Genomic DNA, 22,186 nt, shown 5'->3' on the forward strand with positions numbered 1-22,186 from the left:
CGAGCCCCTCCCATAAGCATCGCTTTGTGACTGCATGTAAAAACAGGCAATGGACTTTCAGTCCGCGTCGGCGCAGAGTGGACGGCATGGATCTTCCGCTCACCCACGTGTCCCACGCTTCCCGCGTTTCCCGCGTGTGCGCCGCCGAGTTCGCGCACTCCACCACCTACCTCAACACCGCCGGCGCCGGAGTCCTCCCGAAGGCCTCCGTCGCCGCGGTACGGGAGCTGGCCGAGGCGGCGGGCGCCGGACTGCCCGCCGGAGCGGGCGACTTCGGCGTCGTCGAGCGGGTGCGGGCCGCCTTCGCCCGGCTGGTCTCGGCCGACCCGCGGCGCGTCGCCGTCGGCTCGTCCGTCGCCGTCCACGTGGGACTGATCGCCGCCTCCCTGCCGCCCGGCGCCGAAGTCCTGGTCCCGGAGCGTGACTTCGCCTCCGTCTTGAACCCCTTCGTGCTCCGCGGCGACCTCAAGGTCCGCTTCGCCCCGCTGGAATCCCTCGCCGAAGCCGTCCGCCCCGGCACTGCCCTCGTCGCCCTCAGCGCCGTCCAGTCCGCCGACGGCCGGAGCGCGGACCTCGCCGCCGTCCGTACGGCGACCACCGCCCACGGGGCGCGGATGCTCGTGGACGCCACCCAGGCCGCCGGCTGGCTGCCCTTCGACGCCACGCCGTACGAGTACACCGTCACCGGCGGCTACAAGTGGCTGCTCGGCGGCCGCGGCGCCTCGTACCTGACGGTCTCGGAGGAGGCCCAGCCCGGACTGACCCCGCTGCACGCCGGCTGGGTGGCGGCCGAGTCCAAGTGGGACGCCGTCTACGGCCCCATGCGGCAACTGGCCGCCGACGCCCGCCGCTTCGACGAGTCCGCGGCCTTCCTCCCGTACCACGCCGCCGAGCCCTCACTGGCGCTGCTGGAGCGCGTCGGCATCGACGCCGTCCACGCCCACGACACCGCCCTCGCCGCCCGCTACCGGGAAGGACTCGCCCGCCTCGGCCACGAGCCAGTCCCCGGCGACGCCCCCATCGTGTCGGTACCGGGCCTGGCCCACCGCCAGCCCGACCTGGCGGCCGCCGGGATCCACACCTCCGCCCGCGACGGCGCCCTGCGGGCCTCCTTCCACCTCTACAACACCGAGGCGGACGTGGACCGGCTGCTGGACGCCCTGGCCGGCTGACCGGCGCCCGCGGGGACGCGCGTCCGCCGCCCGGCTTCCGGAGGTGGCGGTTGCGGCCCGGCACGTCCGTCCGGCCGACACGTCCGGCGGACACGTCCGGCGGACACGTCAGGCCGACACGTCCGTCCGGCCGGAGTCGCGTCCGGGCCGGCCCGCACGCGCGTCCGGCGGGCACGGCGCGGCCCCGGAGCTACGCCCAGGACGCCGAAGCCGCGGCCAGAGCCGGCGCCGGATCGGCGTCCAGGGCACGGGCCAGCGCCCCCAGCGCGGCCCCGACCGCCTCCGGCGACGCGTCCGGGCCGTAGTGGTTGACCCGGACCATCTCCCCGGCCAGCGCCCCGCCGCCCGCCGCGAGCGGGGCCGCCGGATCCGCCGCCACCGCCTTCGCCACCACCAGCGCGGCGTCCGCGACCCGCAGCGTCGTCGCCACCGGAGCGGCCTGCGCCGGGTCACCCACCCACGGCGCGAGACCCAGCGCCGCCGCGCCCGCCCGGGTCGCCCGCGCCGCCGAGGCGTGCCGCTCCAGCACGCCCGCCAGCCCCTCGGCCCCGATCCGGTCCAGGCACGCCTCCAGCGCCAGCATCTCCAGCTGCGCGGGCGCGTGCAGCAGCGCCTTGCGGCCGCCGTCGATCCAGCGCTCCTTCCAGTCCAGCAGCGACAGGTACGAGCGGCGCGGCGCCGCCGGGTTGGCCGCGAACCGCTCCCAGGCCCGGTCGCTCACCGACACCGCCGACACCCCCGCCGGGCCGCCCATCGCCTTCTGCGCGCCGATCACGCACAGGTCCACGCCCCACGCGTCCGGCAGCAGCGGCTCCGCCCCCACCGAAGCCACCGCGTCCAGCATGAACAGCGCCCCGTGCGCCCGTACCGCCTCGCCGATCTCCGCGACAGGATTGGTGTTGCCGGTGGCCGCCTCGGCGTGCACCAGCGACACGAAGTCGATCTCCGGGTGCTCCGCCAGGGCGCGGGCCACCTGCTCGCCGCTCACCGCCGTGTCGAAGGGCACCGCCAGGTCCACCACGTTCGCCCCGGCATCGCGCAGCCAGTTGCCGAAGGTGGTCCCGTACGGCCCGGTGACGACGTTCAGCGCCGTCGAACCCGGCCGCGCCCCCGAGCGGATGCACCCCTCCAGCGGCAGCAGCGCCTCGCCCTGGGTGACCACCACGTCGTGCCGGGTGTCCAGCAGCCGCGCCACCCCCCGCTCGATCGACGCGAAGTGCTCGGCGGTCAGCGGCGGCAGGTCCAGCAGGGGGTGGGTCACGTCGGTGCTCTCTTCGTCCGGGGTTACCGGCCGAGCCTACCCAGCACGCACGTACAGTGCGGACATGAGTGATCACAACGGTGTGCTCCATGTGAAGGGACGCGTACTCGTCGGGCCCCACGAGGTGCGCGACGAACTGTGGGTCGTCGGCGGACGGATCTCCTACGAGCGGCCGACCGCCGCCCGCGAGGTCACCACGGTCACCGGATGGGCCCTGCCCGGCCTGGTCGACGCGCACTGCCACGTGGGCCTCGACGCCCACGGCCCGGTCGACGCCCCCACCGCCGAGGCGCAGGCCCTCACCGACCGGGACGCCGGCACCCTCCTCGTCCGCGACGCCGGATCCCCCTCCGACACCCGCTGGATCGACGACCGCGACGACCTCCCGAAGATCATCCGAGCGGGCCGGCACATCGCCCGCACCCGCCGCTACATCCGCAACTACGCCCACGAGATCGAACCGCCGCAGCTCGTCGAGTACGTCGCCCGCGAGGCACGGCGCGGCGACGGATGGGTCAAGCTCGTCGGCGACTGGATCGACCGCGACGCCGGAGACCTGACGGCCTGCTGGCCGCGCGAGGAGGTCGAGGCCGCCATCGCCGAGGCGCACCGCCTCGGCGCCCGGGTCACCGCGCACTGCTTCGCGGAGGACTCGCTGCGGGACCTCGTCGAGGCGGGCATCGACTGCGTCGAGCACGCCACCGGGCTCACCGAGGACACCATCCCCCTCTTCGCGGAGCGCGGCGTGGCGATCGTCCCGACCCTCGTCAACATCGCCACGTTCCCGAAGCTGGCGGCGGGCGGCGAGGCCAAGTTCCCCCGCTGGTCGGCGCACATGCGCCGGCTCCACGAGCGGCGCTACGACACCGTCCGGGCGGCCTGGGACGCGGGCGTCCAGGTGTACGTCGGCACCGACGCGGGCGGCTCCCTGCCGCACGGCCTGGTCGCCGCCGAGGTCGCGGAGCTCGTGAAGGCCGGCATCCCGCCGCTGGACGCCCTCTCGGCCACGGCCTGGGCGGCCCGCGCGTGGCTCGGCCGCCCCGGCCTCACCGAAGGCGCCCCGGCCGACCTCGTCGTCTACGCCACCGACCCCCGGGCCGACGTACGGGCCCTGGCACAGCCGGACCGGGTCGTCGTGAACGGGGTGATCCGCGCCTAGGGAGGCGTCACAAATCGAAAACATGCGTGGAATCCACCCTTTGGGGTGAACTCACTTCGGGTCGCTGACCGTTCACTCCCCGTGCGTAAGGATTCGAACGTCGAAGCCGCCGGCGCGCGCGATGTCCCCCATTGGCCCCCGGCGGCACCCAACTCCCCGGGGGTTCCACCATCTTGAACAGCAACACCTTCCGCATGCCCGCGGCCGTTCTGCTCGCCACGGGGGCGGTAGCCCTGCTCACCGCGCCGCCCGCCCTCGCCACGGGCGGCGGCGCCGGGAGCGAGGGAACGTCCGGAGCCGTCGTCCTGCGGGCCGGACTGGACGTGGGCCTGCTCAACAAGGCCGTCCACGTCCCGCTGAAGACCACCCTCAACGAGGTCACCGCCCCCGCCACCGCCGAGAAGACGGCCCTCACCGTCACCCTCGACGGCGCCGAACAGGGACAGCCCGTCAGCGTCCTGAAGGCCGACGTCGCCACCGCCAAGGCCACCGCCGACAAGAACACCGCCCGGGCCGAATCGAACCTCGCCCACGCCAAGGTCCACGTCCCCGGACTGCCCCGGCTCTCCCTCATCGAGGTCGAGAAGGTCACCTCCAAGGCCGTCTGCGAAGCCGGCAAGAAGCCCGTCGCCACCTCGAACGTCCTCGGCACCGTCACCGCCCTCGGCAAGAAGGTCACCGTCACCGCCGGCGGCCCCGCCACCAAGATCGACGTCCCCGGCGTCGGATCCGTCTCCCTGGAGCTCTCCGGCACGCAGACCACCTCCACCACCGCCGCGGCGGCCGCGCTGCGCCTGAAGGTGTCGGTCAACCCGCTGGACCTGAACGTGGCCCAGGTCGACGGCGAGATCGTCCTGGCCGAAGCCCACTGCGAAGCCCCCAAGGGCGCGAAGCCGGAGGCCAAGCCCGACAGCAAGCCCGACGTCAAGCCGCAGACGGCGGCGCAGACCACGAACACGAAGCAGACCCCCGCACAGGCCAACCTCGCCGAGACCGGCGCCGGTTCGGTCACCCCCTACGTCGCGGGCGGCGCCATCCTCCTGCTCGCCGTCGGAGCGGGCGCCCTCGTCGTGACCCGGCGCGGCAGGACCCGGTAGACCCGGTGACGCCGCCCCCTCAGCGGGTGGCGCGCTCCAGCCCCTGGCCGGCGGCCCCGCGCGAGGTGACGGCAGCCGTGACCTCCCTGTCGGCCTTCGCGTAGTCGGCACGGTCCGGCGTACAGGAGGCGCAGACGACCCGGAACGGCGGCTTCATGTCCGAGAACTGCGTCAGGTACTCGGCCTTCACCACCTCCCAGCGGCCACCGTTCTTCGCCGACGGGGCGAAGGTGAACCGGGGGATCGAGGACATGTTGCCCCGCGCCTTCTCCGGCTCGTAGAAGCTCGCGACCTGATCGCCCATCCCGAACACCACCCAGGTGCCGTTGATCTTCTCGTAGGGCTGCGGCACGTGGTTGTGCGTACCGAGGATCAGATCGATGTCGGGCAGGCCGTCCGGCCCGCGCGAGGCGGTCAGCGCCTGCGCCAGGTCCTTCTGCTGCTGGTCGGGCGCCGTCTGCCACTCGGTGCCCCAGTGGATGCTGAGGAGCACGACGTTCGCGCCGGCCGCCCGGGCCGCGCGGGCGTCGGCGACGATCCGGGCCTGGTCGATCAGGTTGACGGCCCACGGCTTGCCCGCCGGGACCGGAATGCCGTTCGTCCCGTACGTGTAGTCCAGCTGGGCGACCTTCGCGCCGCCGGCCGAGAGGAGGGCGGGCGCCTTGGCCTCCTCGGCGCTGCGCGCCGAGCCGACGTGCTTCAGGCCGACCCGGTCGAGGTGGTCGAGGGTGCGGGCGAGGCCGTCGTAGCCGTCGTCGAGGGTGTGGTTCGAAGCGGTGGAACAGCTGTCGTACCCGGCGTCCTTGAGGGCGTCGGCCAGCTGGTGCGGGGCCTTGAAGGCGGGATAGCCGGTGTAGGGGCCGCCGGGCCAGCCGTACGGTATCTCGTGGTGGCATATCGCCAGGTCGGCGGCGGACACGATGGGCTTGACGCCCGCGAGTATCTTCCGGAAGTCGTACTCGCCGGCCTTGCCGCCGGCGTCGTCCGCCGCGCGCTGGATGATCGAGGGGTACGGAATGATGTCGCCGGTCGCCACCAGCGTGAACGGCGCCCCGGCCGGCGCGGCCTTCCCGGTCCCCGGCTTCCCCTGCAACCGCTGCTCGGCGGCACCCTCGACCCCGTCCCCCAGCACCCGGGGCACGGCATACACACCCCCGCCGACCAGCGCCACCGCGGCCACCCCGATCCCTATCCGCGCCGCCGTCCTCATGTACCGCCCCCTGTTCGTCGCCAGCTCCGGCCATGCTAGGCGCGCCGGGGGGCGGGGCGCGCGCGGTGCGGGCCCGCTATCTCCCCCTCGACCCCGTGGGGTGGGGCGGTGGTTGCCCACCCGCCCCCTGGGTGCGGGGCGGTGGTGCGGGGAGCGGTATCCCCTCCCCCCGTCTCAGAGAAGTCTGGGGGCTTCCCGTCAGTCCCATCGTCCTTCCGGTTCGTGCCGGCCTGTCAAGGGCGCTCCTTCGTCGCGTCACTTCGTGATCGCCTTCGGCGACCCTTGACAGGCCGACCCGCCCCGGAAAGCCGAAAGACTGCCGGGAAACCCCCAAAGAAACGGCACGGTCCAACGTTGGAGGAGCGGCTCCCTCAGCGATGAGACGGCGGAGCCGGGCGCCGGCCCGCCGGGCATTCGGGCCCTCAGGAGTCGAGATTCCGGGCCAGGGACGCGGCTACCCGCACGAGAGGTTGACCAGAGCCCCCGGGGAAGCCGACAGGCGCGTCAGATCGCTACGCGCTCCTCCTTCCTCGGCGTCCGGCGGCCGTCATGGGCTGGTACCCGAACGAGAGGACGAACAGAGCAGCCCAGGAAGCCGACGGGCGCGACGGATCGCTACGCGCTTCTCTGATCTCGGCGGCCGGCGGCCGTCTGGGGCTGGTCAGGGGCGGGTTCGACGTTGGTGGCGGCGGTGGTGAATTCGCGGCCGGAGGCGCCCCGGATGTAGGCGAGTTCCATCCAGCGTTCGATGCCGGTGTCGGAGACGTTCTCGTTGATCACGGCCATGAGGACGCCCTCGACGCCGGAGGCGATGTCACGGACGCGGCGGCGGAGGAGGCGGTGGGGGACGTACTCGTAGCACTCACTCATCGAATGCTCCCTCGAAGGTGTCGAGGAAGCGCTCCCAGCCGGCCAACGCCCGGTCGAGGAGTTCGAGACTCGGTTGCTCTGTGACCCTCACCCTCGGCGAGGGCTCATCCCAACTGTCGACGCTAGGCACGTCTCGGGTGCGACTGGTCATGTCACTTCCTGCCGTGGTCAGTGGGCGGATCGCCCTGCTCCTGTTCGGGGTTCGAGGTTCGCCCTTGAGGGACGGCCCAGCTAGGACTTATCGCGGTCTTCTGGCTCCCTATTTGAGGACCTCTGTTCCTCCAGCGGGGTAAAACGTGGCCCTGGTGGGGACTTGTTGGGAGAGTGGTCGTCCATCTGACACACATGCGGAGGTTGAGCGTGGCAAGGTCACCCGGGAACGTCCGATTCAAAGCCGCCCGTGTGGCTGCTGGATATCTGTCGCAGCAGGCGCTTGTTGAGGCTCTCTCCGGTCGAGGTGTTTCCATCGACGTGCGGCAAGTCCGGCGGTGGGAGTCGGATGCACCTCCCTGGCCCTACGCTGCGGCCCAGCAGGCGCTGACGGAGTTGCTCGGGCAGGACATCGAGGCCCTCGGCTTCACCCCACCCGCCGGGCACGATCGCACGCTGACGGTCAGACGCGTACCCGTCGCGCCGGCGTTGCGGCTCCCGGTGCAGCATCCGGCCACGGCGCAGCCCGCGAGTGCGGCCGCCGACTACCTCGCCGTGACTCGGGCCCACCGGCGGCTCTACTGGACCGTGGCACCGGCGGTCCTTCATCCACCGGTCAGCGCCCACGCCGTACTCGGCGAGGCTCTGCTCCCCGCAACGGCGGGCGCCACGCGACAGGCCGTCGCCGCAGCACTGGCCGAGTCGTTCCTCCTTGCGGGCCGCATAGAGTTCTTCGACCTCCGAGAGCCCGAGCAAGCGGGCGACACGTGGCTGCGTGGCCTTCAGGCTGCGGGAGAAGCGGACGATTCCCTGCTCGGCGCCGCTGTGCTGGCTCACATGGCCTTCATCCCGGGGTGGGCCGGAGATCGCGCGGGCGCCGCCGAGCGGATGGTGATGGCCCGGACCTATGCCCGCAGGGGGCCGGCTTCCGCAGAATTCCTGGCGTGGCTCGACGCGGTCGAGGCCGAATGCGAGACGAGGGGCGGGCAGACGCGGACAGCCCTGAACCTCATCACCCATGGCGAGGACCTGCTGGCGGCGGGTACAGAGCACGCCTCCCCTGACTGGATGGACTGGTTCAGCCCCGTCCGGCTGGCCGCGTTCAAGGGGAACACCCAGCTCGCAGCCGGCCATCTCCCGCAGGCCAGGGAGACGCTCATGGGAGTCCTCGAAACCCTGCCGCCCGATGCCGACAAGCAGCGGACAGTGGTCCTCGCCGACCTGGGGGCCGTGGAGGCCGCTGCCGGGGCCCCCGAGGCTGCGTGCGCCTTTGCGGTTCGGGCACTGGAGCAGTTGGAGACGCACTGGTACGCGACCGGGATGGAGAGGGTCCGCGAGACGCGCCGCGCGCTCGCGCCGTGGCAGCACGAGCAGTGCGTACGCGAACTCGACGACCGGCTGTACGGCTGGGCGACGACCCTCAGCGCGTTGACGCGTTGAACTCGTCGATCCGGCGCGGGAGGTCGAGGAGGCTGCCGACCCTGAAGGTCGGCAGCGCCTTGGCCTCCTCCGATTCCCACTGGACGGTGGCCCAGGGGCCGCGCCGGATCAGGGCGCTGTGCATGCCGGCGGCCACAGCGGGCCGCAGGTCGTTGTCGACACGGTCGCCCACGTAGAGGATCTCGTCGGGCGCAAACGGAACGGCCTTGGCGACACGGACGAAGAACTCGGGATCGGGCTTGCTCGCCCCCCAGTCGTCAGAGGTCCCGATCAGATCGACGTCCGTGGCGAAGAGCTCGCGAAGGATCTTGCCGGCACGAACCGTCTGATTCCCTGCGATGCCCAGCCACAGCCCGCCCTCGCGCAGCTGCGCGAGAGCGGGGCGAACGTCCCCGTACAGGTCTCCTTCATCGAAGTGCTCGGGATGCCCGGCCGCAGCCCGGGCCTCGCGCTGCTCGTACAGGTCGAAGCCGGGCTGGAAGACCTGGAAGGTATCGCGGTAGTCGCGGCCCTGAGCGATCACGGCCCCGAACATCGCGGCGAACGTGTGCCGGGGCACGCCGAGCCAGTCGGCCCATGTGCCGTACTCCCGCGTCTCGTCCACCAGGCACTCGCCGACATCGAAGACCACTGCGCGAATCGTCATGCGTGAAGCCTAGTGACGACTTCTCGGAACTCGGCAGGCAAAGCCGAGGATTGGGAGCCTGGCGCGGGCAGTGAAACACCATCCTCCGCAGGGGTATCAGCCCAGGACGGCCGCCGGCCGCCGAGACCAGAGGAGCGCGTAGCGATCTGTCGCGCCCGTCGGATTCCTGGGCTGCTCTGTTCGTCCTCTCGTGCGGGTATCAGCCCAAGGCGGTCGTCGGACGCTGGGAAATGAGGAGCGCGTAGCGATCTGACGCGCGTGGGGGGTTCCCAGGTCGCTCCGATCAACCTCTCGTGCGGGTAGCCGCGCACGGGCCCCGGAAGCACGCCTCCTGAGGGCCCGGATGCCCGGCGGGCCGGCCACCGGCCCGTCGTCTCAGCACTGAGAAACCCGCTCCTCCAAGGATCGTCCGTCCCGTTTCTTTGGGGGTTTCCCGGCAGTCTTTCGGCTTTCCGGGGCGGGCCGGCCTGTCAAGGGTGGCCGAAGGCCATCGCGTAGCGACGCGACGAAGGAGCGCCCTTGACAGGCCGGCCCGCCCCGGAAGGACGATGGGACTGACGGGAAGCCCCCAGACTTCTCTGAGACGGGGCGAGGGGATCCCGCTCCCCGGCACCCCGGCCCGCAGACGAGGGGGCGGGTGGGCAACCCCCGCCCCGCCCCACGGGGTCGAGGGGGAGATAGCGGGCCCGCGCCGAGCCCCCTACCGCCCCCCCAACGCCAACGCGTGGTCCAGGGCCTGGAGGAGGCGGCCCGTTGTCGCTCGGTCGCGGACCGCCAGGCGGAGCCAGTCGGGGTCCAGGCCCGGGAAGGTGTCGCCCCGGCGTACCGCGAAGCCCAGGGCGCGCAGGCGGGTGCGTACCTCCGCCGCGCCGGGGATGCGGACCAGGACGAACGGGCCCTCGGCGACGCCCGACACCGTGACCTCGTCGAACTCCGCGAGCCCCGCCAGCAGGTGCTCCCGGTCCACCGCGATCCGCCGTGCGGCGGCCTCCGCCTCCGCCAGCGCCGGCGGCGAGACGCACGCCTCCGCCGCCACCAGGGCCGGCGTCGACACCGGCCACAGCGGCTGCGCGGCGGCCAGCTTCGCGATGACCTCTGGCTCGGCCAGCACGTACCCGATGCGCAGCCCCGCCAGCCCCCACGTCTTGGTCAGGCTGCGCAGGACGACCAGTCCGGGCACGTCCATCCGCCCGGCCAGCGCCTCCCGCTCGCCCGGGACGGCGTCCATGAACGCCTCGTCCACCACCAGGGTCCGCCCGGGCCGGGCCAGCGCCGCCAGGGCACCGGCCGGGTGCAGGACCGACGTCGGGTTGGTGGGGTTGCCGACCACCACCAGGTCGGCTTCCTCCGGCACCGCCGCCGGGTCCAGCCGGAAGCCGTCCTCGGGGCGCAGCAGGACCCGTTCCACGCGGTGCCCGGCGTCGCGGAGGGCCGCCTCCGGCTCGGTGAACTGCGGGTGCACCACGACCGGCCGTACGGCTCCCAGGGCCCGCGCGATCAGTACGAACGCCTCCGCCGCCCCGGCCGTCAGCAGCACCCGTTCGACGGGGAGCCCGTGCCGGGCCGCCACCGCGGCGCGCGCCGCCCGTCCGTCGGGGTAGGCCGACAGGTCGCCCAGGCAGGCGGCGATCCGCTCCTTGAGCCACGCCGGCGGCGTGTCGGAGCGTACGTTCACCGCGAGGTCGACCAGGGTCCCGCCCGCGTCCGCGACCTCCGCGTCGCCGTGGTGGCGCAGGTCGTGCTCCTCGGCGGTGGCCACCGCGCACGTCGCCGCCACCGACCGCCGCTTCGGCACGAGGAGTTCCCCGCCGCCCGCCAGGGCCGCCGCCTCCGCCACCGAGGCCGTGCCGGAGGCGGCCCGTACCGACGCGGAGGGGTGCGGTACCGGGATCAGCGCGAGCCGCTCCGCCGGATAGCCGACCAGCGGGACGCCGAAACGTTCCGCCGCCCCCGCGATGCCCGGCTCGCCGGTCTTCGACTCCACCGTCGCCAGCGCCGTCACCGCCCCGGTGGCCAGTCCGGCCCCCCGCAGCGTCTCCTCGACCAGCGCGCAGACCTCCTCGACGGAGACCCCCGCACGCCCGCCGACCCCGACCACCAGCCGCGTCACGTACTCGCCCACCGGGATACCTCCTCCGTCCCTCGTCCGTCTGTCTTCGTCAACACGCTGCCGCCCGCCACCCGCGTGCGGAAGTGCGCACCCGGCCGCCAGTCGGTATGCAGGGGCGCATGGCGGTGATCGTGGCGTTGGGCGCGTTCCTCATGACGCTGGCGGGCGGCTGGACGGCGCAACGCGTCACCGACCGCCGCCACCTGGTGCTGGGCCTGGCCGGCGGGCTGATGCTCGGCGTGGTCGGCCTCGACCTGCTCCCGGAGGCCGTGCACGCCGCCGGGCAGGAGGTGTTCGGAGTCCCGCTGGCCCTGCTGCTCTTCGTCGGCGGCTTCCTCGTCGCCCACGTGGTGGAGCGGGTGCTCGCCGTACGCCAGGCCGCACACGGCGCCGCGGACAACGGCGGCACCGGCGGCCATGACGGGCACGGCCACGGCGGCGGACGCGTCCCGCAGGTCGGCCTGACCGCGGCCGCCGCGATGGTCGGCCACAGCGTCGCCGACGGAGTGGCCCTCGGGGCCGCCTTCCAGGTCGGCGGCGGCATGGGCGTGGCCGTGGCGCTGGCCGTCATCACCCACGACTTCGCCGACGGGTTCAACACCTACACGCTCACCCGCCTCTACGGGAACGAGCGCCGCAAGGCCCTGCTGATGCTCTTCGCGGACGCCGTCGCCCCGGTCGTCGGCGCCGCGTCCACCCTGCTGTTCACCCTTCCGGGGGAACTCCTCGGGGCGTACCTCGGGTTCTTCGGCGGGGCCCTGCTGTACCTGGCCGCCGCCGAGATCCTGCCCGAGGCGCACCACGAACACCCCGCCCTGTCCACGCTGATGTGCACGGTGGGCGGGGTGGCCGGGATCTGGCTCGTGGTCGGCATCGCGGACTGACCCCCGGCCGGGGAGGCCGGTCACCGGTGCGCTGCCGCGGCTTCCGCGAAGCGCCGGGCGACCGACGGCTGCGCCGCCCAGTGGGTGTGCAGGTAGCTGGCGTGCACGCCCTGCCGTACGAAGCCCTCGACGCGGCGTTCGGGATGCGTGAACCCCCACGCGGGCGCCGCCCCGGCACCCGGCTCGACCACCGTCCGGTGGAACTCGTGCCCGCGCAGCCGCGTCCCGGCGGCGGCGAGCGAGCTGTCCGACACCGCGACGGCCTCGCGGTAGCCGAGGGTCAGCCGCTCCGACATCCGGGCGTCGGCGTCGAGGACCCCGCACATCGGCCTCCCGTCGAGGGAACGCGCCAGGTACAGCAGTCCGGCGCACTCGGCGGCCACCGGCCCGCCGGCCGCCGCGAAGTCCGCGACCGCCCCCCGCAGGGGCTCGTTCGCCGACAGCTCGGGGGCGTACACCTCGGGGAAGCCGCCGCCGATCACGAGCCCGCTCGTGCCCTCGGGGAGCGCCTCGTCGTGGAGGGGGTCGAAGGTGACCACCTCCGCACCGGCGGCGCGCAGCAGCTCCGCGTGCTCGGCGTACGAGAACGTGAACGCGGGGCCGCCGGCGACGGCGACGACGGGACGCGGCCCCCCGAGGGGGCTGACGGCCTCCCGCGCGGACCACGGCTCGCACTCCAGCGCCGGAGCCGTGCGCGCCAGCGCCATCAGCGCGTCCAGGTCGCAGCCGGCCCGTACCTGCTCGGCCAGCGCCGCGACGGCGGCGACCGCGTCGGCCCGCCGCTCGGCGACCGGGACCAGGCCCAGGTGCCGGGACGGCGTCGCCACCTGCGGGGCCCGCCGCAGGACGCCGAGGACCGGCGTGCCGGCCTCCTCCAGCGCCTCGCGCAGCATCGCCTCGTGCCGGTCGGAGCCCACCTTGTTGAGGATCACCCCGCCCAGGCGCACCTGGGGGTCGAACGAGGCGAAGCCGTGCACCAGTGCCGCCACCGACCGGGACTGCGAGGAGGCGTCCACCACGAGCACCACCGGCGCCCGCAGCAGCTTCGCCACCTGCGCCGTCGAGGCCAGCTCACCCCGCGCGGCGGCGCCGTCGTACAGCCCCATCACGCCCTCGACCACGGCCAGGTCGCAGCCGGCCGCCCCGTGCGCGAACAGCGGCGCGACCAGCTCCGGCCCGCACATGAAGGCGTCGAGGTTGCGGCCCGGTCGGCCGGTGGCCAGCGCGTGGTAGCCGGGGTCGATGTAGTCGGGCCCGGCCTTGTGCGGGGACACGGCGAGGCCGCGCTCCGCGAAGGCCGCCATCAGGCCCGTCGCCACGGTGGTCTTGCCGCTGCCGGAGGACGGCGCGGCGATGACCAGCCGGGGCACGTTCACGGACGTCACCACTCGATGCCCTTCTGGCCCTTCTGGCCGGCGTCCATGGGGTGCTTGACCTTGGTCATCTCGGTGACCAGGTCCGCGAACTCCAGCAGCTTCTCCGGGGCGTTGCGCCCGGTGATGACCACGTGCTGGGTGCCGGGGCGGTCCCGCAGCACCTCGATCACCTCGTCCACGTCGATCCAGCCCCAGTGCAGGGGGTACGCGAACTCGTCGAGCACGTACAGCTTGTGCGTCTCGGCGGCCAGGTCGCGCTTGACCTGCTCCCAGCCCTCCTTGGCGGCCTGCTCGTTGTCGAGCTGCGCGTCCCGCTGGACCCAGGACCAGCCCTCGCCCATCTTGTGCCAGACGACGGACCCGCCCTCGCCGGAGGCGCCCAGCACCTTCAGCGCGTTCTCCTCGCCGACCTTCCACTTCGCCGACTTGACGAACTGGAACACCCCGATCGGCCAGCCCTGGTTCCAGGCGCGCAGCGCCAGGCCGAACGCGGCCGTCGACTTGCCCTTGCCGGGCCCGGTGTGGACGAAGACGAGCGGACGGTTGCGGCGCTGACGCGTCGTGAGACCGTCGTCCGGAACGACGGTCGGCTGTCCCTGCGGCATTACGCGGCCCTCCTGGGGATGCTGTCGGGTGACGCGGTGTGGGTCACCGCGGTACGTACGTTCTTCACGAGCCCGGCCAGCGAGTCGGCCCGCAGCCCGTCGAGGGTCACTGCGGGCGCGCCCAGATCGGCGGCCAGCGCCCCCGCGAGCCCCAGCCGGACCGGCCCGGACTCGCAGTCCACCACCACCGACGCGATGCCCTCGGCGGCCAGCAGCCGGGCGCTGCGGCCCGACAGCTCGCGCGGGTCGCCGCCGACGGACCCGGCCGAGGTGGCCCGGCCGTCGGTGACGACCACCAGCAGCGGGCGGCGCGAGGGGTCCCGCAGCCGCTCGATCCGCAGCACTTCACGGGCCTTGAGCAGGCCCGGGCCGAGGGGGGTGCGGCCGCCGGTGGGCAGCTTCTCCAGCCGGGTGGCGGCCGCGTCCACCGAGGAGGTGGGCGGCAGGGCCAGCTCGGCGTCGGCCCCGCGGAAGGTGATCAGGCCGACCTTGTCCCGGCGCTGGTAGGCGTCCAGCAGCAGGGACAGCACCGCGCCCTTGACGGCGCTCATCCGCTGCCGGGCGGCCATCGAGCCCGAGGCGTCGACGCAGAACAGCACGAGGTTGCCCTCGCGGCCCTCCCGGGTGGCCTGGCGCAGGTCGTCCCGGCGCACGACGAGGCCGCGGCCGGTGCGCCCGCGCGCCTTCTGGTGCGGGGCGGCGGCGTGCACGGTGGCCGCCAGGTGCAGCTTCGTCAGCTGCCCCCGGGGGCGCTGGGCGCCGGTGGTGCGGCCGTGCGCGGTACGGGCGCGCGAACGCCGGCCGGCCGCGCCCTCGCCGAGGCCGGGCACGCTGAGCGTCTTGGTGCGGAACGGTTCGGCGGCGCCCACGGCGGCCTGCTCGGCGCCGCCGGCGCCCTGCCGGGGGGTGGAGGGCTGCGGCTCGGGAGCCTCCTGCGGTGGGGCGGTCTCCTCGGGCGCGTGCCCGCTCTCGGGGCCGGCGTCCTGCGGGGGCACACCGCCGCCGTCCCCGCCGGGGCCGCCGCCGTCGCCGGGGCCGCCGTCGTCCGGGCCCCCGGGCTCCGGGTCGGGCTCGGGCTCCGGCTCCTCGTCGGGGAAGCCGTCGAGGATCTCGTCGAGCTTGTCCTCGTCCAGGCCGGGCGCGTCGAACGGGTTGCGCCGGCGCCGGTGGGGGAGGGCCAGCAGGGCGGCCTGCCGGACGTCCTCCTTCAGCACCGAGGTCCGTCCCGCCCAGGCGGCCAGCGCGGTCGCGGTACGGGCCATCACGATGTCGGCGCGCATGCCGTCGACCTCGAACCCGGCGCAGGTGGCGGCGATCTGCAGCAGCGCGGTGTCCCCGAGCCGGACCTGCGGGAGCAGCGCCCGCGCGGCCACGACCCGCGCCCGCACCTCGCTCTCGTCCCCGGCCCAGCGGGCGGCGAAGCCCGCGGGGTCGTCCTCGTACGCGAGCCGGCGGCGCACCACCTCGACGCGCTGCCGGGGCTCCCGGGAGGCGGCGACCTCGACGGTCAGCCCGAACCGGTCGAGCAGCTGCGGGCGCAGCTCGCCCTCCTCGGGGTTCATCGTCCCGACGAGCAGGAACCGGGCGGCGTGGCGTACGGAGACGCCCTCGCGCTCCACGTAGGAGGCGCCCATGGCGGCGGCGTCGAGGAGGAGGTCGATGAGGTGGTCGTGGAGCAGGTTGACCTCGTCGACGTACAGGATCCCGCGGTGCGCGTCGGCGAGCAGGCCGGGCTCGAAGGCCTTCACGCCCTCGGCGAGGGCGCGTTCGATGTCGAGGGCGCCGACGAGGCGGTCCTCGGAGGCGCCGACGGGCAGCTCGACCATGCGCGCGGGGCGGCCGGCGCCGGGGCCGGGCTCGTGCGGGCCGTCCGGGCAGGCCGGGTCGGGCGCGGTGGGCGCGCACGAGAACCGGCAGCCGGGGACGACGTCCACGTGCGGCAGCAGCGCGGACAGCGCGCGCACGGCGGTGGACTTGGCGGTCCCCTTCTCGCCGCGCACGAGCACACCGCCGACCGCCGGGCTCACGGCGTTGAGCAGGAGCGCCAGCCGCAGGTCGGTCTGGCCGACCACTGCGGTGAACGGGTAGGGCGTGCTCATGGGTTGCTCACTCCTCCTGTACGGGTACGCGTGCGCGGGCTGTCGGGGGGCGCGGTGCAGGGGCTTGCCGTGCGGTCGGGCAGGCCGGGGCCGGTGCCGCTGCGCGGGGCTGGGTCCCCTACCCGCCCTTCGCCCGTTCCCCGGGGCTGCGCCCCGGACCCCCGCGCCTCAAACGCCGGCGGGGCTGGATACGTCCAGCCCGCGCGGCGTTTGAGCGCAACGGGGTCAGGGGCAGCGCCCCTGGGAACGGGGGAAGGGCGGGTAGGGGAGCAGCCCCGCAGGGGCGGGGCCGTCACGGCGCGCCCGGGGGGAGGAACGGGAGGCCCGCCGGGGCGCCGTTCTCGATCAGCCGCAGCAGCGCATCCGTGTCCGCGTGCTCGGCGATCAGGTCGCCCAGCAGGTCCAGCTGTTCCTCCCGCAGGGAGGAGAAGGAGGTGGACGGCGACGGCACGAAGCGGCGCCCGGCGGCCGAGGCGACCTCCCGGAGGAACGCCCGGCGGAAGCCGTCCGACTCCAGCGAGCCGTGCCAGTGGGTGCCCCACACCGATCCGACCCGGCAGCCGTCGAGGAAGGGCTCCCCGCCCAGCACCTCGGCCACCCCGTGGTGGATCTCGTAGCCGGTGACCTCCTCGCCCAGCGTCCGGCCCTCCGGCCGGGCCAGGGTCTTCTCCACCGCGAAGCGCACCCGTACGGGCAGCAGCCCCAGCCCCGCCACCGAGCCGGCCTTCGACTCGACCTCGTCCTCGATGTGCTCGCCCAGGGCCTGGAAGCCGCCGCAGATGCCGAGCACCGGCCGCCCCTCCGCGGCCCGCCGGGCCAGCGCGTCGGCGAGGCCGCGCTCCCGGAGCCACTCCAGCGCCTTAACCGTGCCGCGCGTGCCCGGTACGACGACCAGGTCGGCGTCGGCCAGTTCCTCGGCCCGGTCCACGAACCGCACGACCACGCCCGGCTCGGCCGCCAGCGCGTCGACGTCGGTGAAGTTCGACATCAGCGGCACCGCGCACACCGCGACCCGCAGCACGTCCTGGCCGACGGGCGGGGCGACCACGGACTCGCGTACCGCGCCCCGCAGGGAGACCCGCAGGCCGTCCTCCTCGTCGATGCCCAGCCCGTGCCGGAACGGCAGCACCCCGTACGTCGCCCGGCCCGTCAGGCCGCGCAGCATCTCCATGCCCGGCTCCAGGAGGGACACGTCGCCGCGGAACTTGTTGACCATGTACCCGGCGATCAGCGACTGGTCCTGCGCCGACAGCAGGGCCGTGGTCCCGAAGAAGGAGGCGAAGACCCCGCCCCGGTCGATGTCGCCGACCACGACCACCGGGAACCGCGCGGCCCGCGCGATGCCCATGTTCACGATGTCGGTCCGGCGCAGGTTGATCTCGGCCGGACTGCCCGCCCCCTCGCAGATCACGGCGTCATACGTGCCCCGCAGCTGCTCCAGGCAGTCCGTGACGATGCCGAGGAGCTGCTCCTGGCGGCCGCCGTGGTAGCCGCGTGCGCTCATCTCGCCGACCGGCTTGCCCAGCAGCACCACCTGGCTGCTGCGGTCGCTGCCCGGCTTGAGCAGGACCGGGTTCATCAGCGCCGTCGGCTCGACCCGGGCGGCCTGGGCCTGCATGGCCTGGGCGCGGCCGATCTCGGCGCCCTCCCGCGTGACGAACGAGTTCAGCGACATGTTCTGGGCCTTGAAGGGGGCCACCTTCACGCCCTGGCGGGCCAGCCAGCGGCAGATGCCGGCCGTGACCACGCTCTTGCCCGCGTCGGAGGTCGTACCGGCGACCAGCAGTCCGCCGCCGCGCCCCCTCCCGGTCCCGCTCATGCCCGTCCCCTTCTCGTCATCGCCACGGCCGAGCGCACGGCCACGCAGGCGCCGAGCGCCAGCCAGGTCACCCGTCGCGACAGCCGTACGGCCCGTTCGATGTCCGCGACCTCCACGGGCCGCCCCCGCTCCCCGTTGAGCACCGCCCGGTGTTCGATCCGGCCGCCGTAGGAGAGGGTCCCGCCGAGCCGGACGCCGAGCGCTCCGGCGAAGGAGGCCTCGACCGGGCCGGCGTTGGGGCTGGGGTGGGCGGCGGCGTCGGCGCGCCAGGCCCGTACGGCTCCGCGCCGGTCGGGGCCGGCGGCCACGGCGGCGAGGGCGGTGAGGCGGGCGCCGGGCCAGCCGGCCAGGTCGTCGAGGCGGGCTGAGGCCCAGCCGTAGCGCAGGTAACGGGGCGACTTGTGGCCGACCATCGCGTCCAGGGTGTTCACGGCGCGGAAGGCCAGCAGTCCGGGGACTCCGGCGAGGGCGCCCCACACCAGGGCCCCGACGACCGCGTCGGAGGTGTTCTCGGCGACGGATTCCACGACGGCCCGGGCCATCTGCTGCTCGTCCAGCGCCTGGGGGTCGCGCCCGCACAGGTGCGGGAGCCGCTCCCGGGCGACCTCCGCGTCCCCGGCGGCGAGCGCCCCGCCGATGGCGCGGGCCTCCCGGCCGAGGGATGTGCCGCCGACGACGGCCCAGGTGGCCGCGGCGGTCAGGGCGATACGGGCGGCCGCGTGCCGGGAGCGCACGGCGCGTGCGCCCAGCGCGCCGACGGCGGCGGCTCCGCCCGCGCAGAGGAGGGTGTGCAGGAGGCCGCGGGCGCGGTCGTCGCGCCACAGGGCGCCCTCGACGGCGGCGGCGGCTCGTCCGAAGGCGGCCACGGGGTGCCCCCGGCGCGGATCCCCGAGGATCCGGTCGCCGATCAGCCCCGCCGTGGCGCCGTACGCGAAGACGCGGTCGGCACGCATGGTGGCAGGTATGTCCTCACTCAGGGTCCGCGCCCTGGTTCGACGTGTCCGGCGGCGAGAGTTCCTGGCTCCCGGGGCGCACGCGTGGCGTGCGTCTCCCGGTGACAGTGGCGGGACCGCGCCGGATTCGCACCGGACTTCCTCTCCATGCCGCCGTGTTGGCTCGGGCAGTCCACCACGCCCCGCGAACGCCCGTCAACTTGCCGTTGACCTGGTGGGACGGAGGGCGGTGGAGGGGCGCGGGTACGCGAAAGCTCCCTCCGGTGGATACCGGAGGGAGCCTCGTACGCGGTGCGGCGGTGTCAGCTGACGATCAGGTAGATGCCGTAGGCCACGGCCGCCGCGCAGAGGGCGAAGCAGGCGTATGCGCCGCTGCGGGCCAGGGTGGCGGCCCCGCCCTGCTCGGTGGCGGCCTCGTGCTTGGAGAGGCCCACCAGGCCCAGGGTGAAGAGGGCCACGAGGGCGACGGTGGCGGAGAGGCTGACCCCGAAGACGGAGCCGAGTGCTGCCCAGTCGATCTTCATACTGCCGTTTCCTCTGTCGTTCTCGGGGTCAGACCGCCGCGGCCGGGGCCGTGGGGGTCGTCGGGGCGGCCGTCGCGGCCGGGATGGTGGCCTTGAGGTCCTCGTCGGTGACGGCGGCGGTGGTGCCCGCCAGCGGCGGGACCGCGACGGCGGCCATGGCCGTGGTGACCACGCCCGGCTCCTCGGCCTCGGTGGAGGCGGTGCCGTTCTCGTTGACGTTGGTGTGGTCGACGACCTGGCGGCGGGAGATCAGCCAGATGGCCACGCAGGAGCCGACCAGGAAGACGGTGACGGCGATGACGCCGATGTCACCGGTGCGCATGACCAGCTCGGCGCCGGAGGCGACGAGGGCGGCGGCCGGCAGGGTCAGGCCCCACGCGACGAACATGCGGGTGGCGGTGGACCAGCGGACCACACCGCCCTTGCGGCCGAGGCCCGCACCCATGACGGCGCCGGAGCAGGCGTGCGTGGTGGAGAGGGAGAAGCCGAGGTTGGAGGAGGCCAGGATGACGCTGGCGGCCGAGGTCTGGGCGGCGAAGCCCTGCTGCGGCTGCAGGTCGGTCAGGCCGGAGCCCATGGTGCGGATGATGCGCCAGCCGCCCAGGTAGGTGCCGAGCGCGATGGCCATGCCGGCGGAGACGATGACCCAGACCGGGGGGTTGGAGCCGGGCGCGAGCGCACCGCCGGCGACCAGGGCCAGGGTGATGATGCCCATCGTCTTCTGCGCGTCGTTGGTGCCGTGCGCGAGGGAGACGAGACCGGCGGAGGCGATCTGGCCGGCCTTGTAGCCCTTGGCCGAGGTCTTCTCGCCGATCTTGCCGTTCAGCTTGTACGTGACCTTCGTGGCCAGCATCGCGGCCACACCGGCCACGATCGGCGCGGCGACGGCGGGGAGCAGCACCTTGGTGACGAGCGTGTCGCCGTTGACGGCGCCGAGGCCGGCGGAGGCGACGGCCGCACCGACCAGGCCGCCCATCAGGGCGTGGGAGGAGCTGGAGGGGAGGCCGACCAGCCAGGTGACGAGGTTCCAGAGGATCGCGCCGACCAGGGCCGCGAAGATCACCTCGGGCTGGATGCCCTCCTCGTTGACCAGGCCCTTGGAGATCGTCTTGGCGACCTCCACGGACATGAACGCGCCGACGAGGTTGAGCACGGCGGACATGGCCACCGCCGTCTTGGGCTTGAGGGCGCCGGTCGAGATGGTGGTGGCCATCGCGTTGGCTGTGTCGTGGAAACCGTTCGTGAAGTCGAACACGAGAGCGGTGATGATCACGATCCCGAGGAGAAGCGTTATGTGCTCCATTTACCCAGGCTTCTGTTTGGCGTCAGTGGCTCGGCGAACGTAAGCAACCTGGGTGAACGGAAGATGAACTGACTCGGGCGACACGGTGTCCCCACGCGCCACACGATCGGACCATTCGTCCTGATTCTGCCGTAGCCGTCCCGATTCCTGCACGTCAAAGCAGGGTGAACGGACCCCTCCGGGTAGGTTCCGGGGCCGGTGGGCACCCCTCCCCGGACCCCGGAAAGAGAGCTAGATCACTCCGTTCGGAGCGATCCGCTCCGGTGGCCCCTCCGTCCCCGCGCGCACAGACTGGAACGGTGCGTACCGCCACAGCGACGGCAGCGGCCGTCACCACGACCCTGATCGGCGCCGGAGCGGCCGCGGTCGCGGCCGGCCGGTACGCCGCCGACGCGGCCCTGCGGCCCGAACCGGGCCGCCCGCTGCCCGGCGGCCCCCGCCTAAGCGTGCACGCCACCGGACCCGGCCGGGTGTTCCTCACCCGCTCCCTGGCCTCCCTGCGCCCCGGCGTCCACGCCCTGGAGGCGCCCGGGGTGCACGCCGTGGTCGGCTCCGTCCTCACCGGCGTCCCGCACGGCCCGGACACCGTCGTACGCCGCCTCCTGTCCGTCAGCCACGGCGAGCTGACCCCCCGGCACCCGGGTCGCCCTCACCCCCCAGGTGCACCGGGGCGACCCGCGCTCCGCGCTCGGGCTCGACCACGCCGACGTGGACGTCCCCGGCGAGCTCGGCCCGCTCCCGGCCTGGTTCCTGCCCGGCGCCCGGGGCACCTGGGTGATCACCGTCCACGGGCTCGGCACCGGCCGGGAGCACCCGATGACGGTCATGCCCTTCCTGCACCGCCACCGCCTGCCGGTGCTCGACCTCGGCTACCGGGGCGACCTCGGCGCCCCCGCCTCCCCGGACGGCCTCGGCCACCTCGGCGAGTCGGAGTGGCGGGACCTGGACGCCGCCATCCGCTACGCCCTGCGCTACGGGGCCCGCCGCGTGGTCCTGTACGGCTGGTCCACCGGGGCCGCCATGGCCCTGCGCGTCCTGGAGCGCTCCGCCCTGGCCGGCCGGGTCTCCGGGCTGGTGCTGGACTCGCCCGTCATGGACTGGCACACCACCCTGCGCGCCCTGGCCGCCGCCCGCGGCACCCCGGCCCCGCTGCTCCCGCTCGCCGTCCGGGCCGCCGAGGGCCGCGCCGGGCTGCGCGCCGACCACCTCCCGCCGGGGGCCGACCCCGGCGCACTGCGCGTGCCCGTCCTGCTCTTCCACGGGCCCGCCGACACGATCGCCCCCTGGGAGCCTTCCCGCCGGCTCGCCGCCGCCCGGCCCGACCTGGTCACCCTGCACACCGTGATGGACGCGGGGCACGGGGCGATGTGGAACGCCGACCCGCTGCGCTACGAGGAGGCGCTGCGGCGCTTCCTGACCCCCCTCATGTGACGTGTGATGTGGCGCCTGGGTGAAGGGCCTGTGGCGGACGGGGCGCCGTGGGGGATTCCTCCCGGTTCATCCACCCT

Annotated in this window: 18 protein-coding genes, 1 pseudogene and 1 riboswitch; of the genes and pseudogenes, 6 read left to right on the forward strand and 13 right to left on the reverse strand. The window is 74.1% G+C overall.

Annotated features, from left to right (window positions below; all coding sequences use genetic code 11):
- Window positions 1–86 precede the first annotated feature (86 nt).
- On the forward strand, window positions 87–1,172 hold the full coding sequence (locus ABD973_RS24825) for an aminotransferase class V-fold PLP-dependent enzyme (RefSeq protein ID WP_345502175.1): 1,086 nt from the start codon (window positions 87–89) through the stop codon (window positions 1,170–1,172).
- A 190-nt stretch (window positions 1,173–1,362) separates the two neighbouring features.
- Here ABD973_RS24825 and ABD973_RS24830 read toward each other — a convergent pair whose 3' ends face one another.
- On the reverse strand, window positions 1,363–2,433 hold the full coding sequence (locus ABD973_RS24830) for a pyridoxal-phosphate-dependent aminotransferase family protein (protein WP_345502177.1): 1,071 nt from the start codon (window positions 2,431–2,433) through the stop codon (window positions 1,363–1,365).
- A gap of 64 nt (window positions 2,434–2,497) precedes the next feature.
- Here ABD973_RS24830 and ABD973_RS24835 point away from each other — a divergent pair, with 64 nt between their 5' ends.
- Window positions 2,498–3,592, forward strand: coding sequence for an amidohydrolase family protein (locus ABD973_RS24835; protein WP_345502179.1), 1,095 nt, complete (start codon window positions 2,498–2,500; stop codon window positions 3,590–3,592).
- A gap of 173 nt (window positions 3,593–3,765) precedes the next feature.
- A complete protein-coding gene (locus ABD973_RS24840; protein ID WP_345502181.1) occupies window positions 3,766–4,689 on the forward strand; it encodes an SCO1860 family LAETG-anchored protein in 924 nt (307 codons plus the stop codon).
- Between the two features lie 19 nt (window positions 4,690–4,708).
- On the opposite strand, the gene ABD973_RS24845 is transcribed toward ABD973_RS24840, so the two are convergent.
- The 3 genes from ABD973_RS24845 to ABD973_RS24855 all read right to left on the reverse strand — a co-directional run bounded on the left by ABD973_RS24845 (window position 4,709) and on the right by ABD973_RS24855 (window position 6,920).
- Window positions 4,709–5,899: a CapA family protein gene (locus ABD973_RS24845; RefSeq protein WP_345502183.1), complete on the reverse strand. Its 1,191-nt coding sequence runs from the start codon at window positions 5,897–5,899 to the stop codon at window positions 4,709–4,711.
- 615 nt (window positions 5,900–6,514) lie between these two features.
- On the reverse strand, window positions 6,515–6,769 hold the full coding sequence (locus ABD973_RS24850) for a hypothetical protein (RefSeq protein WP_345502185.1): 255 nt from the start codon (window positions 6,767–6,769) through the stop codon (window positions 6,515–6,517).
- On the reverse strand, window positions 6,762–6,920 hold the full coding sequence (locus ABD973_RS24855) for a hypothetical protein (protein WP_345502187.1): 159 nt from the start codon (window positions 6,918–6,920) through the stop codon (window positions 6,762–6,764). The genes ABD973_RS24850 and ABD973_RS24855 overlap by 8 nt, the downstream gene beginning before the upstream one ends.
- A 194-nt stretch (window positions 6,921–7,114) precedes the next feature.
- On the opposite strand from ABD973_RS24855, the gene ABD973_RS24860 reads away from it, so the two are divergent.
- On the forward strand, window positions 7,115–8,359 hold the full coding sequence (locus tag ABD973_RS24860; RefSeq protein WP_345504726.1) for an NsdA family TPR-like regulatory protein: 1,245 nt from the start codon (window positions 7,115–7,117) through the stop codon (window positions 8,357–8,359).
- Here the strand turns inward: ABD973_RS24860 and ABD973_RS24865 are convergent.
- Both ABD973_RS24865 and cobC read right to left on the reverse strand, forming a co-directional pair.
- Window positions 8,340–9,005, reverse strand: coding sequence for an HAD family hydrolase (locus ABD973_RS24865; RefSeq protein ID WP_345502189.1), 666 nt, complete (start codon window positions 9,003–9,005; stop codon window positions 8,340–8,342). The two genes, ABD973_RS24860 and ABD973_RS24865, sit on opposite strands and share 20 nt — an antisense overlap.
- Window positions 9,006–9,705: 700 nt before the next feature.
- The gene (gene cobC, locus ABD973_RS24870; protein WP_345504728.1) at window positions 9,706–11,115 is read right to left on the reverse strand and encodes an Rv2231c family histidinol phosphate aminotransferase CobC; all 1,410 of its coding nucleotides are present in this window, start codon (window positions 11,113–11,115) and stop codon (window positions 9,706–9,708) included.
- A gap of 119 nt (window positions 11,116–11,234) precedes the next feature.
- On the opposite strand from cobC, the gene ABD973_RS24875 reads away from it, so the two are divergent.
- Complete coding sequence (locus ABD973_RS24875) at window positions 11,235–11,999, forward strand: ZIP family metal transporter (protein WP_125603849.1); 765 nt, start codon at window positions 11,235–11,237, stop codon at window positions 11,997–11,999.
- A 20-nt stretch (window positions 12,000–12,019) separates the two neighbouring features.
- Here the strand turns inward: ABD973_RS24875 and ABD973_RS24880 are convergent, their stop codons facing one another.
- From ABD973_RS24880 to ABD973_RS24910, 7 genes are all read right to left on the reverse strand, one after another.
- Window positions 12,020–13,375, reverse strand: a complete 1,356-nt coding sequence (locus ABD973_RS24880) for a cobyrinic acid a,c-diamide synthase CobB (protein WP_345504730.1) — start codon at window positions 13,373–13,375, stop codon at window positions 12,020–12,022.
- A gap of 5 nt (window positions 13,376–13,380) precedes the next feature.
- Window positions 13,381–13,980: a cob(I)yrinic acid a,c-diamide adenosyltransferase gene (gene cobO, locus ABD973_RS24885; RefSeq protein ID WP_125603847.1), complete on the reverse strand. Its 600-nt coding sequence runs from the start codon at window positions 13,978–13,980 to the stop codon at window positions 13,381–13,383.
- Window positions 13,980–16,079 carry a putative cobaltochelatase gene (locus ABD973_RS24890; RefSeq protein WP_125820722.1) on the reverse strand — a complete coding sequence of 700 codons (2,100 nt, stop codon included), beginning with the start codon at window positions 16,077–16,079 and terminating at the stop codon, window positions 13,980–13,982. Before ABD973_RS24890 ends, cobO begins: the two co-directional genes overlap by 1 nt.
- Window positions 16,080–16,371: 292 nt before the next feature.
- Window positions 16,372–17,898, reverse strand: coding sequence for a cobyric acid synthase (locus ABD973_RS24895; RefSeq protein ID WP_345502193.1), 1,527 nt, complete (start codon window positions 17,896–17,898; stop codon window positions 16,372–16,374).
- A complete protein-coding gene (locus tag ABD973_RS24900; protein WP_125601935.1) occupies window positions 17,895–18,851 on the reverse strand; it encodes a cobalamin biosynthesis protein in 957 nt (318 codons plus the stop codon). Before ABD973_RS24900 ends, ABD973_RS24895 begins: the two co-directional genes overlap by 4 nt.
- 58 nt (window positions 18,852–18,909) lie before the next feature.
- A riboswitch (cobalamin riboswitch) is annotated at window positions 18,910–18,995 on the reverse strand.
- A 158-nt stretch (window positions 18,996–19,153) separates the two neighbouring features.
- Window positions 19,154–19,375 (reverse strand): hypothetical protein, encoded by a 222-nt coding sequence (locus tag ABD973_RS24905; RefSeq protein WP_007263389.1) that lies wholly within the window; start codon window positions 19,373–19,375, stop codon window positions 19,154–19,156.
- Between the two features lie 28 nt (window positions 19,376–19,403).
- On the reverse strand, window positions 19,404–20,678 hold the full coding sequence (locus tag ABD973_RS24910) for an inorganic phosphate transporter (RefSeq protein WP_125820719.1): 1,275 nt from the start codon (window positions 20,676–20,678) through the stop codon (window positions 19,404–19,406).
- 299 nt (window positions 20,679–20,977) lie between these two features.
- Here ABD973_RS24910 and ABD973_RS24915 point away from each other — a divergent pair.
- Window positions 20,978–22,109, forward strand: a pseudogene (locus ABD973_RS24915) (alpha/beta hydrolase family protein).
- Window positions 22,110–22,186 lie beyond the last annotated feature (77 nt).

Origin of the sequence: Streptomyces racemochromogenes, assembly GCF_039535215.1 — a bacterium.
Taxonomy (GTDB): Bacteria; Actinomycetota; Actinomycetes; order Streptomycetales; family Streptomycetaceae; genus Streptomyces; species Streptomyces racemochromogenes.